Source organism: Methylocystis sp. Sn-Cys (genome assembly GCF_016745395.1).
Taxonomy (GTDB): Bacteria; Pseudomonadota; Alphaproteobacteria; order Rhizobiales; family Beijerinckiaceae; genus Methylocystis; species Methylocystis iwaonis.
In genome coordinates this window covers 162,575-177,237 of the sequence record NZ_JAERVJ010000006.1, presented here as the reverse complement: position 1 = coordinate 177,237, position 14,663 = coordinate 162,575, and the positions used below count along the sequence as shown (strand labels likewise).

The window sequence follows — 14,663 nt, the reverse complement described above, 5'->3', positions numbered from 1 at the left end:
CTCAAAATCTGTCATTGACGGCGCCAGCAAATGGAGGCAGCTTATGGCTGCAAGGTTGGTCAGCCATGGCTCACAAAGTCGTACGGTCCATAGCGATCGTCGTTTATCCTGGCTTCGAATTGCTCGATCTCAGTGGTCCGCTGTGCACTTTCAATGTCGCCTCGTGCATGCATGAGGCGCCTTACGCGCTCTCGGTCATCTCGGCGCGAGGTGGTTCGGTCGTCAGTTGTTCCGGGGTGTCCGTAGATTCATCGAAGGCCACGCACGACCGCAGCGTCGACACGCTCCTGGTGGTCGGCGGTCCCGAAGGCCAGGCGCTCGAACGCGATCGACGAACGGTCGCGCTGCTCGAAAACCTAGCGCCGAGAACGCGGCGCGTTGCGAGCGTCTGCACAGGCGCATTCCTACTGGCGGCAGCGGGGCTGCTCGACGGCCGCAAGGCTACGACACATTGGCGATATGCCGCTGCGCTTCAAAGGCGCTTTCCAAAACTTCGCGTCGACGCCGACCGGATTTTCATCAAGGATGGCAACATCTGGACAGCGGCGGGAATCACATCCGGCATCGATCTGGCGCTTGCGCTCATCGAAGAGGATTTTGGCGCGGGACTGTCGAAGGCCGTCGCGAAAGACTTGGTGGTCTATCACCGCAGGCCGGGAGCCCAGTCCCAGTTCTCTACCATTCTCGAGCTCGAACCGGCGTCAGGTCGGATCAAGGACGCGCTTTCCTTCGCGCGTGAACATTTGCACGAGCCGCTCACGGTCGAAAGGCTCGCTGGAGCGGTCTGCATCGGTGCGCGTCAATTTGCGCGAGCGTTTGTCAACGAGACAGGAGAAACGCCCGCAAAAGCCATCGAGCGCTTGCGCGCCGAGGCTGCAATCCCCCTGATCGAAAAGGGGACCGAACCCATCGAATCAGTCGCGCGAAGCGTCGGCTTTGGCGACGTAGAAAGAATGCGCAGGGCATTCGTGAGGATTTACGGCCAACCACCGCAATCGCTACGACGCGCCAGCCGGCTGAACGCGCGATCTGGATCTCCGGCGATGGGTGGAGCGGATCGAGCATGAATCTCTTGGGCTCTTTCGGCGGTAAATTGGGAATTTGCAGCGCCATCCCTCAGATCGAAGGAATAGCGGAGCAGATCAAAAGCTTCCGGCTTGTTAGCGCCTCCCCAATGCTATATTTCTATTGTCAGATATCTGTATATCCAAAACGAGGTATCTTGTGGCCTATAGCATCAAAGACCCTGAAACCGACGAACTCATCCGCAAGCTCGCAAAAGCGAAGCGCAAGCCCATCGTCGAGGCGATCAAGGAAGCCTGCGCGAATGAGCTCGCGCGCGAGCGGGCGAAAATCCCTTTGTGGGAACGACTGCAGCCGCTTCGCGCGCGCGTCGCGTCGCACCCCGCCCGGCCCGAACAAACGCACGCGAGCCATAAGGGTTTTTTCGATGATATGTGGAACAATGAGAAATGATGATCGACGCATCCGCGTTTCTCGCGATCCTTCTGGAAGAGCCAGACGGCCCCGAGATGGCGCAGCGTATCGCTTCGGCGAAGGCGCCATATACGTCCCCTCTCGCGGTTTATGAAACCTGCGCGCGTCTCATGAACGCGCGCCAGATCGCCGCCAATGACGCGCGGGACATGCTGCGCGAATTGCTGGACGAGGCCGCGGTGCGCGTCGTTCCTATCACTGAAGGCATGACAAGCGTCGCGCTCGGCGCGTTCGAGAAATAGGGGCGAAGCCGCCATCCCGCCGCTTTGAATTTCGGGGATTGCTTCGCTTACGCCTGTGCTCGCGCCTACCGCGCGCGCCTCTTGTTCAAAGGCAATGATTTCTCGCAGACCGACATCAATGATTCCGTGAGACATTGACGCCCCGGGACGAATCTTCGAGCCAACGTCGCAATTCAGCGCGATTGCCGATCGGCATGGTTCCTCATGCGCGTGCGCTACGCTCGCTTCAGGCCCGCTATATTTCTCGTCGTCTACGGTCTTGGCCGCCGTCGACGGACTGGCCCAGATGCTCACCGGAAGAAGCGACTACTTCCATTTGACGGGCCACGGGGTGCAGGGGACTGCAGCCGCATGGAGGAAGCCGATGCTCGGCGCCAGGAACCTGTTTGCGAACGTGCCCGAACGCTTGATGGACGAAGAGATCACGATCTTGGCCGAGTTGCCGGGCGCGAGGATCGAGCGGATCGTCTCCACCGGGCAGGCCAGCCAGCCTGGCCTCTGGTACGACCAAGAGCAGGCGGAATGGGTCGTGCTGCTGGGCGGCTCGGCGGGCTTGTTGTTCGAGGGCGAGGCCGCGCCGCGCATCCTGCGCCCGGGCGATTACGTGGATATCCCGGCCCACGCTCGGCACCGCATCGAATGGACGGACGCCAATGAACCGACGGTGTGGCTGGCGGTGCATGTGGGCGCCAAAGCTCGATGATGCGGGGCGGATGGCTCGGCGTCGCGGGAATTCGAACGCGCACTGCGCAGCCCTTTGATGTTACGCTTGTGCAGGAGACGCCTGAGCTTTGTTTGGCGATCTGGCCGCGCCGCCAGCTTTTTATCAAGCCGCCGCCACCCGATCACGACGCCAGTCACGCTGAGCGCGAAACCGCCGCCGCAAAGGAGAAGCATGACGACGTCCCAGAGCGGACGCGCTTCGATGAGCGGGCGCCAATCCCAACTGTGGGGAGGCGAAAAGCCACCGGTCGCCGCGCTGCCCCAGGTCATATTTGCGCAGCGGCTGGCTTTGGAAAGCGTGCTCGGCAATTTGATCACGAATGCCTTACGCGCCATTTTCGAACCATTCTGGCGAAAAGAAAATACGACTACTGGCACAGGACTCGGGCTCTCCATTGCAAGAGAAATTATTGGCAAGCTTGGGGGGAAAATTGGATCGAGGAAACGTCGGGTTGCGGCGCTACGTTCAAGATAGCGCTAGTCAGTTCAAAGCCAGAGCGCATCGTAGTTTCGGAATGCTCCGCCCATCAATGATGCTTTAGGGAGCAATAATTCAAAAAACGTGATCGACGCTGGATCGATGGCCCTCCGAGCATGGCCGTGTTTATTAGAAACAGAAACGGGTGATGAAGTGCAGATGTGCACTTAGTCATGAGCCTGTCAAAGTTCAGATGTATAGCTAAATAGCGACTGAGCCATCAAATAGTTGACCCCGTTTTATCGTCACACGCTTTTGCACAGTATTGGCTCAGGCATTGTTAGGTGGCCCAATTCAACGTAAACATTATTGGTGGGAATTCATGCGCTACGCACGTTACATATTTGGTCTGCTTTATGTCCTTGCGGGCCTGGCGAAGGCCTTCCCCGACATTGAGAACGTGCCGCAAACACTGCGCGCAGCGGCGTTCAACAACGCCGGGACGATTCTCGAACCGATCAGCAGATGGCTCGCAGACCACGGCGGAGTCGTGACGGTCATCGTTGGCGTCGCGCTGTTCGCGTCGGGCGTCAGCTATCTTTTCGATCGCCTCGTAATGGCGGCGGCGGTCGGCCAATTGGCGATGATCGCCTGTTTCATTGCCATCCTCGCAAAGACGACTCCGGAGATCGTCGCTATCGACCTGCCTTTTGCGATCGTCGCAATTTTACTGATCCGCGACAAACTGCAAAAGCGGCGCGCTCCTGCAACGCCACCGACAGCGAAGCAAGATGATCTACGACAGCGCGCATCGGCTGTGACGCAGAACCGATAGACCAAGCCGGCGTTGAACATCGATGATATTGCGGCCGCGCCGCGGCCGATTGATCCCGCGCGCCTCGAAGCTTGGGAGATTGCGATGCTTACGCGAGAATTCGACAGACCGAACTCGCAAGAGTTCGACCACTTTGGGGATACCCGTGCGTTTGACGCGCCAGATTTCGCGGACGTCATCGTCGTCGGCGGCGGACTGGCGGGACTGACCGCCGCTTGGCGCATGGAAGGATTTGATGTGACTCTCCTCGAAGACGGTCGCAATGTCGGCGGCGCCGCCCGTTTCGAACGCCATGGCGAATTGCGATTTCCCACTGCAGCTTCCTGCCTGCAATCGCCGGCGCCCGACGGAAGAATCGCAGAACTCTTGAAAGATCTTGGCCTGTGGGGTTCGTGGCGCTCGACGTCGGACGATTTGCTGGTGCTTTTCAAGACCAGCGAATTGATTAGAAATCTCGGCGTCGTGTCGCACGCTTTCCTTTCCCATCCAGCGTCACTGATGAACCCGAAAGTCTATCGCCTGACCGGATCGCTCATCGGCGCCGCGTTGTCGGGTCAAGCCTATGTCGCCGCAGAAAAGCGGCTTGGCGACCCGATCTTCGCGCATCTGAACGCTTATCTGGGTCGCCTTGCGCCCGGAATGGGCCACTATCCCTCCATTCCATGGAATTCCGCCGACGGCTGGAGCCGCGCCGAAATGGAGCAATTCGACAGCGTCACTCTGGAGCAGTTGCTGTCCGACGCTCGCCTGCGCGAGACGCTGCCGCCAGACCTGCGTCCCCCCAAAAACCTCGATAATCTGGTTCGTGACGCCATCGTCACGACGTTGCAGGTCGAAAGCCTGACGCTCGACGATGTATCGGGCTACGTCGGGCTTCATTTCCTTATTGGCTACCTGTATGGCGAGCTTGTCGCGTTTCCGGGGGGCAACGGCTTCGTCACGGAGCGGTTGCGCGAGCGTCTGGAACTGCGCGAGAGCTTTCGCTGCGTCAATGGGGCGAAAGTCACATCCATATGCAGCCACGGCGCCGATCGCTATCGCGTGACCTTTCAACGCGACGGACGGGAGCATCTTGTCGAGGCGCGTGCGGTCGTATGGGCGGCGTCGAAACACGCGGCGCTCGAAGCGATACACGATCTTCCCTCCGCCCAGCGGGCTGCGATGGCCGAGATCGAATATGGCGACTACATTGTCGCGAACGTCATTTTGAAGCAGCCGGTCTGGGGCGACCGCTTCGGCGCATATATCATTGCCGGAAAAGACGAGGCCGCCCCTATGGGATGGTGCCGGATCGGGGGCTGCATCTCCGCAAACTGGCTCGATCCGACGCAAAGCCATCCAGGGGGCGTCCTCACGCTCCTTAAGCCGGTTTCTCGTCGCGACAACATGGGTCGGCTCGCCAAAGTGGCGTTCCGGGATCTTCAAGAGACGGCGCGAGCCGAGGTTTCGGACATATTGGCCTGCGCTGGCGTTCCCCCGCAAGCCGTCGAGGACATTCGCCTGTGGCTATGGCCCAAAGGGCTCGTATCGCCTCGTCCAGGACAAATGAAAAGCGACCTCTTCCGCAGAGCGTCGGCGCCCTTTGGTCGCATGGTTTTCGCTAATCAGGACACCTATGGCGTCGGCAATTTCGAGTCGGCCGTTGGCGCGGGACTCGATGCGGCCGAACGTCTGACGATGGCGCTGGGCGCAACAAGCGTGCCGCTCGGTGCAGAGTTCTCGATGGTCTAACTGTTACCTAACCATTCAATTCGCGCAATTTCCACATACGAAGAGATAACAATGGCCGAAGCGATGAAATACGTCCGAGCGCTCGATGGGACGTTCGAGGAGGACCGCCTGATCCTGGGTGGAAAGGCCATGTCGCTGAATGCGCTTGCCCGAGCCGGCTTGCCCGCGCCAGAGGCCTATTGCGTTACGACAGAAGCCTATCGCGCTTTCGTCGAACGCTTCGGCCTTACAGAAGATGCGACCAAAAACGATCCGGCGCGCCTACGAGACGTCTTGGAGGCGGCTACGCTACCGCAAGACCTGCAACGCGAAATCATCGTCGCCTATGCGACGCTCGGAGGCGGGCGGGTCGCCGTGCGCTCGTCTGCCGTAAGCGAGGATTTGGCGGAAAGCTCGTTTGCCGGCCAATACAAGACATTCCTCAATGTCGAGGGCGAGCGTGCCGTCATCGACTGCGTAAAGCGCTGTTGGGCGTCATTATGGGCCGACCATGTCGCGGCCTACGGCCGTCAGCGTGAGGCGGTCGCGCAAAGCGGCGACATAGAAAAATCCATTGCTGTAGTCGTTCAGCAGATGGTGAACGCCGACGCCGCGGGAGTACTCTTCACGACAGACCCGATCGGCGGAGACGCCAACCGCATGGTCATCGAGGCCGCCTGGGGCGTCGGCGAGGGAGTCGTGTCGAGCCAGGTCGTCACCGACAGCTATCTCGTCGATCGCACGGACTTCGCCGTCGCGAGGACAATCCGCCACAAGCCGATGCGCACGGTATGCAACCGCGACGGCGGCGTGGCGCTGGAAAAAACGCCGGCCACGCTCGCCGACGCGGCCACGCTGACGGACGATCAGGCCGCACAGCTCGCGCGACACGCGATGACTATCAGGCAGTCGTGCGGTCCGGCCTTCGCCGACAAGGAGCTCGACGTCGAATGGGCGATCAAGGACGGGAAGATCGCCATTTTGCAAGCGCGGCCCATCACCGTGAGCGACCCGCGCGCCGCCCACGCTGTTTTCGCCGATCCAGAGGAAGCGGAAAGCTCGCTGCGAGACAATACGATGTTCTCGCGCATGGACACAGGAGAGATCGTCACCGGGCTGATGACGCCGTTCGGTCTGTCATTCTGCCGGTTCTACCAAAACAACATTCACGGCCCGGCGGTCAAGACGATGGGGCTGCTGAATATGTCGTCGTCGCGGCATTTCATGGGCTACATCCGCGGATACGTCTACCTAAACATCTCGGCCTCGGCCCACATGCTGACCCAGTGTCCGCCGACCCGCGATCACATGAAATTCACCAAGAGATACGCCACCGACGAGGTCGATCTCTCCAACTACCGCAATCCTTACGGCGAACCGGTGAAGGGGCTGGCCTATCTGCGCAGCGCCTTTTACTGGCTGCGCCAGCAACTCATCAATGTCGCGACTGCTGAAAAGACAGCGCGGCGCATGGAGGCGTTGGGCAAAGACCGCATCGACAGGTTTCTCGCGCTCGATCTGACGAAAATGAGTCTCGAGGAGCTCAACGCCGAGCTCGAACTGATCGACCGCAACTTTTTAGCGAGCTGTTCGGCCTATATGCCGTTCTTTCTGCAATCCTTCGCGCTTTACGACGCTTTAGCGGAGCTATGCGAGACATGGCTCGGCGGGAGAGGGGAAGGCCTGCATAATCGCATCAAGGCGTCGCTCAATAATCTGCGGACGATCGACGTCACCAAAGGCGTCGTCGCGCTCGCCGACACGGTGAAGGCCCAACCAGAGCTGCGCGTTCTCTTTTTGAACGGCTCGCCGGACGAGCTGGTCGAGCGGCTGCAACTCAGTAGCTCCGGCAAGACGTTTTGGGACGGTCCGTTCGCAGCGTTTCTGCGCCAGTTCGGAACGCGTGGGCGTCAGGAATTCGATTTGAGCATTGCGCGCTGGAACGACGAGCCGCTTTATTTGCTAAAAGTCATCCGTCTGTATCTACTGAACGAATTCGATCTTTACGACAAAATGCGCGAGAGCGACGCGAAGCGGCGCGAAGATACCACGCGTCTGCTTTCGACCCTTCCGCTGAAGGCGCGGTTGAAGCTGCGCTTCGTGATCTCCGCCTATGCGAAAATGGCCGACCTGCGCGAGCGCGTCCGGCCCGTTTTCGTCGCCGAAACCTGGTTCTATCGCAAAATTGCGCTGGAGATCATACGGCGGTTGAGCGAAGAGGGCGTGGCGAATCTCTCCGACCTGCCTTTTCTCGATTTCAACGAGCTGCGCGCTTACGTCGCGGGCCAAAAAACCGCGGCGCAAGCGTTCTCGCGCGAGTTCATTGAGAAAAATCGGCGCGAGCATCTCATCAATCTGCGCGCCGAGGAGCCTCCCATGAGCATTGTCGGGGGCTACAAGCCGAAACGGTCAAACGCAGCGGCGCGACTCGCGGATGATAGCGACGCCCTTGTGGGACTCGCCGCGAGCCCCGGCGTCGTCGTCGCGCGCGCCCGCGTCATCACCGATTTGCAGCGTCAGGCCGAGGAGTTTCAGCCGGGTGAAATCCTCGTGGCCAAATTCACGGACGCCTCTTGGACTCCGCTTTTTGTTCTGGCCGCGGGCGTTGTGGCCGACATCGGTTCGCCGTTGTCCCACAGCTCCATCGTGTCGAGGGAATTCGGCATCCCTGCGGTCGTCAACACTCGATCGGGGACGCTGAAAATCCGAACTGGCGACTTCCTTTATCTCGACGGAGACGCGGGCGTCGTTCGCATCGAAGAACGCGCCGAGCGGCAAGCCGCCGCCTGACAGAATCACACAAAATTCGTGGCCCTTCGGGCATCGCGCCCGGCGGGAGGTTTACTTCGTAATTTTTCACAAACGCTGGAAGCCGACCGTGGAAACTTCAATCTCCATCGCCGTCGTCGTCGTTACGAGAAGCCAGTCGTTTTTCCAGACTGGCGTGAGCGTCATTAACGACATCAAAACAGACGTCTTCCACCGCGTCTTCGTTGACGCGGAATGGCCGTGCGGCCAGGATGATCTCGTCGAAGATTCCGTCTACGCGGAGGCGCGCGAGAAAGCGATCCGTTTCTTATCGAGCCGCAAGGATCGACTGACCCTGCTCGTTGTGCAGTCGTCGACTTTGGAGCGTGTTGCAGGAAAATTGATTGCGTTGCGGGAGTGGACGGAAGGCGGTTTCCAGGTCGGCATGGCCTTCGTCGATTTCAGCGATTCAGACTTCGCCGCAATGTCGATCGACGACTTCGACCGCGCCCTGGCCGATTTTTACGCGACGCTCGGCGACGCCTCGATTCCGGCGTTTCAATCGTCGTTCTCGACTGTCGTATTTCAACGTCCCGGCTTTGCGCGCATTCAATATCACCCAATGAACTACATCCGATGCGTCATGCCTCAGGAACGTGAGGTTCTCCAGACGAGGCTCTTGTGTCTGTGGATGGACTTCTTCGAGATGAGCTATGCCAACCAGCGGGTCAAACCCGGCGCCGCGCGGCGGCCAAAATCCGCGCTGGCGGAGATTTTGGCCGCCTTTCTCACAGAGCGCGCCGGATCCAATTGGCTGATGTTCTATTACACTGGCTCAGTTGTCTCGACGCTGATCAACGCCCTCGAAAATTGCTGCCAAAATGTTGGCGCCGCCGTCCTTCGCGGACCGAATGAGCATAGCTTGGCTTGCGGGGCGATGGCCAACTGGCAACTCTATAGCAAGCCATTCGTCATTGTCGTGACGAGTGGCATGATCGACGAATTCAAAGGTACGTTGGCGAATCTGCGCGAGGCGCGCGCAAAAGGATTCATCGTGTGCGCCGAACAGCGGTTGAATTCCTGGTTCGCGTTTCAGGCCACGATCACCCCCGACGAGGACAGCAGAGAGGTTGTCAAGGCGCGGCGCTTGCCCTGCGTCTACATGGACGATCCCGAGCGCCTTGCCGAGGATCTGCAAATCGCGGCGACGCTTTACGACGCCGGCGAGGGTCCGGTTGTGCTACTCGCGACCCGCGCAGTCATGGACGTCAGTGGCCCCATCGAGGCGTGCTTGCCGCCAGCCCATAACCTGACAGGCCCGTTTGCGACGGCGGAGGGTGATCCGCCTGAACTTACGGCTGTAATGGATTTACTCAACAACGGGCCCGACAAAGTGTTGTGGCAGTGCGGCCCAATGGAGGACGACGAGTTGGAGCTCGTCCTCGACATCTCCGATCGCGCCGGCGTCGCGTTGACCGACAGTCTCGCTTATCCGGGATCGATCCCAAAGTTCCGTAATGGCGAGCGAAACGCGAATTTTCTGGGAACATTGGGGGTCTACGCATTCAGCGAACGCGTCTATCGTTTTCTACACACCGACGGGCGGATCAATCCGCCCAACGAACAATGCCTCTTCTTCGTAAAGAGCAAAATCTCCCAGATCGCAACGCCCTTCACGGAGGCGAAACTTGGCAGAAGTTTCGACATCGTTCAGGTGACGCAGAACCCGGCTCATATTTCGCCCTTTACCGACCATCCGCTGGTCATGGACAGCCGTGCGTTTCTGCAAGCGGTGGATCGTCGTCTCGATGTTGATCCTGCCCGGCGCCAGCGAAGAATCGAGGCAATGTCGGCGCTCTGCGATACGCCGTCCGACATCATCAGCAAATTGCCGGCGGCGCCGATGAGTCCAAACTACTTCTTTCACCAGTTCAGCCGGCTGATCGAGAGCCTCATTGTCGCAGACGGCTACGATTACACCGGCGTGTACGATGTCGGCCGCTGCGGCATCTCGGCCGTGCGCAATGTTCCGCGCACGAGGCGCGGATTTTCGGGCTGGTACGGACGCGCGCTCATGGGCGACGCTTTGCTCGCGACAATGTCATTGGCCCACACTTGCCCAACCGATTTGATCGCCTTCGTCGGCGACGGCGCGCGCGCGATGGTCCCCGACGTTCTGCCCAGCATGGCCGAAAACATACTCGCGCAGGCCCCATTGGGCGACAAGACGATCACCATCTTCACCTTCTTCAACGGCGGCCTGTCGGCAATCAACACTTATCAGGAGCTCGTGCTCTTCAACCGTACGTCACGGCAAATGCGACTCGTCAACATTGCCGCCGAAGAATGGGAAGAAAACATCTGCGGACTGAAGGTCGTCTCCCGCACCGTCGACGCATTCGACGCGCAAATGCTGAAATGCGCGTTGCTCGAACGCGGCCGGCTGAATCTTTTCAACGTCAATCTGTCGCACAACAACGAAGGCGACGGGCTTTCGCTGGCGAGCGCCAAAGGCTGGCAGCGCGATGGCGCTTTCGCCAAGCAACCGGCGCTGCGATCCCGGCTGAACGCAGCGGGCGCCGAAGTGCGCGGCCTCACGGAGGAATTCGGCATATGAAATTCGGTTTCATCGCGCATCCGACGTCGATTGGATTGAAGCGCTACGTCAAGATGATCGACATGATGGAGCGCACGTCGCGTGATTTGCATGACGGCTATTCGAGAGAGTTGTGGAGCCGCCGTAACCTTGTCCCATTCATGGAATTTGCGCCCATTCGCTCGGCCTGCGGCGCCGAATGCGCGGGCTGGGTCCAGTATCTTCCGTTGACGGCGGAAGAGATGCTTGATGAGCCGCAAATTATCCTTCGGCGCGTCGTCGAGGGCGTCGAGCAGATGGCCGACAAGGGCGCCGATCTTGTCGGCCTCGGCGGCTTCACGTCGATCATCGGGCGCCGGGCTTTGGAAACGGCGAAACGGGCCCCGGTACCAGTGACCAGCGGCAACTCGCTGACGTCTTACGCCGGTTTCAAAGGCCTGCGAAAAGTATTCGAGCTGATGCGCCTCGATCCCGAGGCGCATCGCGTGGCGGTGGTCGGCTTTCCCGGCTCAATTTGTCTCGCGATTGCTCGAATGCTACTGGAAATTGGCGTTTGCCTCGATCTGGTTCATCGCCCGGGCGCCAATCCCGACGACGTGCTTTCGCATGTGCCTCCCGAGTGGCGCAATCGGGTCACTCTGACCGGCGAGGTCGCGGACTGTTATCCAGTGGATCGATTCTTTGTCGCCGCGACCTCGACCGGCGGCGTGATCGACGCTGATCGACTGCTCCCCGGCTCGGTGGTGATCGACGTCGGCCTGCCGCGTGACGTCAAGCGAGGCTCGCAGCGCCGCGACGATATTCTCGTGATCGACGGCGGCTGTCTGACGGGCTCCGGCGCGGTGCGACTGGGAACGGAGTCGATGAATTTCTCGGTTAAGCAGCAGCTCAACGGCTGTCTGGCGGAGACGATGGTTCTGGCGCTCGAAGGCCGCGCCGAGCGTTTCTCGATCGGGCGCGAACTCCCTCCAGAGAAGGTGATCGAAATCGGGCGCATCGCCGAGCGCCACGGCTTCGTCCCCTATCCCCTCGCCTCGTACGGTGAGCGCCTTGCCGAAGACACGATCGCGAGTTTCCGCCGTTTCCATTTGAAGCCGAATGGCGTTCGGGCGCATACCGCGCCTCCCGCTGGCGAGATAGAGATGCCGGCTGCGGACGGACGAGACAGTCGGCTTCAAACGATCAATCGCTACCGCCGGCACATTAACCCGATGATGGCCGATTTCCTGCACATGCTCCATTGCGATCATGTGTTCGCAAAGGGCGAGGGCTGCGTCCTGACCGATACGGAAGGGCGTCGCTTCCTGGATATGGTGGCTGGATACGGCTGTCTCAACCTAGGGCATAACCCGCCTGTCGTCGTCGATGCGCTGCAGCGATTTTTAGCGGAAGGCCAGCCGAACTTCGTTCAGTATGTTTCATTGCCCGAGCGCACCGCGCTGCTCGCCGAACGCCTGTGCGAGATGGCGGGCGGCGGGTTGCAACGGGCGTTCTTCAGCAATTCGGGCGCCGAAGCGATCGAGGCGGCGATCAAATTGGCGAAGGCCGCGAACCCTCGCCCGCGACTGCTGTTCGCCGAGAACAGCTACCACGGGAAGACGCTCGGCGCCCTTTCCGTGACAGGGCGCGATAAGCATCAGCGCGTGTTTCGGCCCTTGCTTCCCGGTTGCTTCGGCGTTCCCTTCGGCGACCTGCAGGCGCTCGAACGCGAACTCGCCAAAGGCGACGTCAGCGCGTTCGTCGTCGAGCCGATCCAGGGCGAAGGCGGGGTGATCGTGCCGCCACTTGGCTACCTCGCGGGCGTGCGGGATCTCTGCCGACGGTTCAACGCGCTGCTCATCGTCGACGAAGTCCAGACGGGCTTGGGCCGCACGGGGCGTATGCTCGCCAGTCAATGGGACGGGCTCGAACCGGATATTTTGGCTTTGTCGAAGTCTCTTTCCGGCGGGCTCGTGCCGATTGGCGCGACGCTTTCCAAGCCTGAGGCGTGGGACGCCGCTTACGCGACCGCCGACCGCTTTCTCCTGCATACATCCACGTTTGGCGGCTGCAACTTCGCGGCCGTCGCCGGACTCGCCACTCTGGATTGCTTGATCGAACAGAATCTGCCGGCCCGCGCCGAGGAGCTTGGCGCCTATTTCAAGAACGAGCTGACCAGAGTTGCGGCCGACTATCCATTCGTCGCCGAAGTTCGCGGACGCGGATTGATGCTCGCGATTCAATTTGCCAGCGATTTTCGCGGCTGCGTGGCGGCGAGCGCGAAGGAATTCGCTACACGCCTGCCTGGAGACTGGCACCTCACATGGCGTTTTCTTCCCGACGCTGTCCGAGACGATTTGATGCACGCTATGAACAAGGTGGAGGAGACGCTCGGCGAGATGTTTTGCATGCGCTTCGTCACCAAGCTCGGCAACGACCATAACATCTTGACGTTCGTGACGGCGAATAGTTCGACTGTCATCCGTATTCAGCCGCCTCTCATTATCACCCGCGAGCAAATTGACGCGTTCGTGCAAGCCTTTGCAGTTGTCTGTGACGAGATGTCCACTTTCTTGGATTGAGGAGACTGAGCCTTGGAGTCAGCAGTAAAGGAAATCGCCGGCATTTTGACGGGATTTTTCCAGTCGAAAACAGTCGCCGCCGCGTTGGAGTTGCGGATATTCGACGCCATTGATACGCCAGCGCGCGCCGAGGTGGTGTGCCGTAGGGCGGGCGTCCCGCTTGCCTCCGGAAAGCGACTTTTGATCGCGCTCGAAGCCATGAAGCTTATTTCTCGTGAAAACGATGAATATCGCCTCTCCGATGCCGCCAAACGCTGCCTGGTCAGCACGTCGCCGCAATGGATGGGGTGGATGGCGCGCCACTGCGACGTTTTTCTTTACCCGCTGTGGGGCCAATGTGCGGAGGCGATTCGCCAAGACGAGGATCGGCGCACGGCCGTGTTTGGAGACAATCGTAGTTGGTTCGACATTCTTTATCAGAATCCGAGAGACGTTGCGGATTTCCAGGAATTTCTGGGCGTCCTCGCGCAGCCTTTCGTCGACGGCATGATCGAATCCTTCGATTTCTCGCCCTACCGGCGGTTCATCGATATCGGCTCCGGATGCGGCTCATTGCCGATGTCGGTCGCCAGAAGCCATCCTAAGCTAGAAGTTGCGGTTTGCGAACTTCCGCAGGCCGCGGCCTTCACGCGCGAGAAGCTCGACGCGCGAGGCTTCAAGGATCACATTGCCGTCTTCGAAGGCAATGTCTTAGAAGGCGACCTTCCTCGCGGCTTCGATCTCGTTCACCTCGGCTGGATGCTGCACGACTACGCCATCGAAAGCCAAAGGACAATTCTCGAAAACATATTGGCGGCCATGCCGTCTGGCGCAACTTTTGTTGCAAGTGAAACGCCGCTCAACGACGACGAGAGCGGGCCGCTCTTCACATCGCTTCTTTCGATCAACATGCTTTTATCCACCGACGGGGGCGTCGAATCCACGACAGAGGAATACCTCGGACGTTTCCGTGATGCTGGGTTCGTCAACACACGAGCCCAGACAATCCCCGGGCCACGCAAACTGTTGATCGGCGAAAAAGCCTGACTGAGAGCATTTGGAGGAAATAATGCTGGCAAATAAGATTCTGCTGCTTATCGCCGAAACGTGTGCGGGTTGCGAGTCGGATCAGATCGAGCTGGATACCCCCCTTCTGGAACTCAACTTCCTCGACTCGAGCGCGCTTTTTGATTTGGTCGATCTGCTTAATCGCGAAGCTGGCGTCGCCATCCCGCTACGAGAGGTCACGCCGGATAACTTCGCCTCTGTGCGAGCGATAATCGATTTGGTCGAGCGATTGCAGTCAGACGCTTTCGCCGCGCAAGCGTGAGCGATTTTTCATCATTCTAGGCAT

12 protein-coding genes are annotated in these 14,663 nt (G+C 59.7%); all 12 read left to right on the top strand.

Going from position 1 to position 14,663, the window contains the following annotated elements; genetic code table 11:
- The first annotated feature begins 65 nt into the window (after positions 1-65).
- The 12 genes from JJT62_RS13215 (at position 66) to JJT62_RS13160 (ending at position 14,639) form a co-directional block, all read left to right on the top strand.
- On the top strand, positions 66-1,067 hold the full coding sequence (locus tag JJT62_RS13215) for a GlxA family transcriptional regulator (RefSeq protein ID WP_202073233.1): 1,002 nt from the start codon (positions 66-68) through the stop codon (positions 1,065-1,067).
- 157 nt (positions 1,068-1,224) lie between these two features.
- Positions 1,225-1,476, top strand: a complete 252-nt coding sequence (locus JJT62_RS13210) for a type II toxin-antitoxin system VapB family antitoxin (RefSeq protein WP_202073232.1) — start codon at positions 1,225-1,227, stop codon at positions 1,474-1,476.
- Positions 1,473-1,739, top strand: a complete 267-nt coding sequence (locus JJT62_RS13205; RefSeq protein ID WP_202073231.1) for a type II toxin-antitoxin system VapC family toxin — start codon at positions 1,473-1,475, stop codon at positions 1,737-1,739. Before JJT62_RS13210 ends, JJT62_RS13205 begins: the two co-directional genes overlap by 4 nt.
- Positions 1,740-2,103: 364 nt before the next feature.
- Positions 2,104-2,442 (top strand): cupin domain-containing protein, encoded by a 339-nt coding sequence (locus JJT62_RS13200; RefSeq protein WP_202073335.1) that lies wholly within the window; start codon positions 2,104-2,106, stop codon positions 2,440-2,442.
- A 192-nt stretch (positions 2,443-2,634) separates the two neighbouring features.
- Positions 2,635-2,937: a HAMP domain-containing sensor histidine kinase gene (locus JJT62_RS13195; protein WP_202073230.1), complete on the top strand. Its 303-nt coding sequence runs from the start codon at positions 2,635-2,637 to the stop codon at positions 2,935-2,937.
- Positions 2,938-3,205: 268 nt separating this feature from the next.
- Positions 3,206-3,715, top strand: a complete 510-nt coding sequence (locus JJT62_RS13190) for a DUF6041 domain-containing protein (RefSeq protein WP_202073229.1) — start codon at positions 3,206-3,208, stop codon at positions 3,713-3,715.
- 84 nt (positions 3,716-3,799) lie between these two features.
- On the top strand, positions 3,800-5,446 hold the full coding sequence (locus JJT62_RS13185; protein ID WP_202073228.1) for an NAD(P)/FAD-dependent oxidoreductase: 1,647 nt from the start codon (positions 3,800-3,802) through the stop codon (positions 5,444-5,446).
- A 51-nt stretch (positions 5,447-5,497) separates the two neighbouring features.
- Complete coding sequence (locus JJT62_RS13180; protein WP_202073227.1) at positions 5,498-8,215, top strand: PEP/pyruvate-binding domain-containing protein; 2,718 nt, start codon at positions 5,498-5,500, stop codon at positions 8,213-8,215.
- Positions 8,216-8,303: 88 nt separating this feature from the next.
- Positions 8,304-10,790, top strand: a complete 2,487-nt coding sequence (locus JJT62_RS13175; RefSeq protein ID WP_202073226.1) for a hypothetical protein — start codon at positions 8,304-8,306, stop codon at positions 10,788-10,790.
- Entirely contained in the window at positions 10,787-13,330 is a 2,544-nt protein-coding gene (locus JJT62_RS13170; RefSeq protein ID WP_202073225.1) for an aminotransferase class III-fold pyridoxal phosphate-dependent enzyme, read from the top strand. The genes JJT62_RS13175 and JJT62_RS13170 overlap by 4 nt, the downstream gene beginning before the upstream one ends.
- 12 nt (positions 13,331-13,342) lie before the next feature.
- On the top strand, positions 13,343-14,356 hold the full coding sequence (locus tag JJT62_RS13165) for a methyltransferase (protein ID WP_202073224.1): 1,014 nt from the start codon (positions 13,343-13,345) through the stop codon (positions 14,354-14,356).
- A gap of 10 nt (positions 14,357-14,366) precedes the next feature.
- The gene (locus JJT62_RS13160) at positions 14,367-14,639 is read left to right on the top strand and encodes an acyl carrier protein (protein ID WP_202073223.1); all 273 of its coding nucleotides are present in this window, start codon (positions 14,367-14,369) and stop codon (positions 14,637-14,639) included.
- Positions 14,640-14,663: the final 24 nt, after the last annotated feature.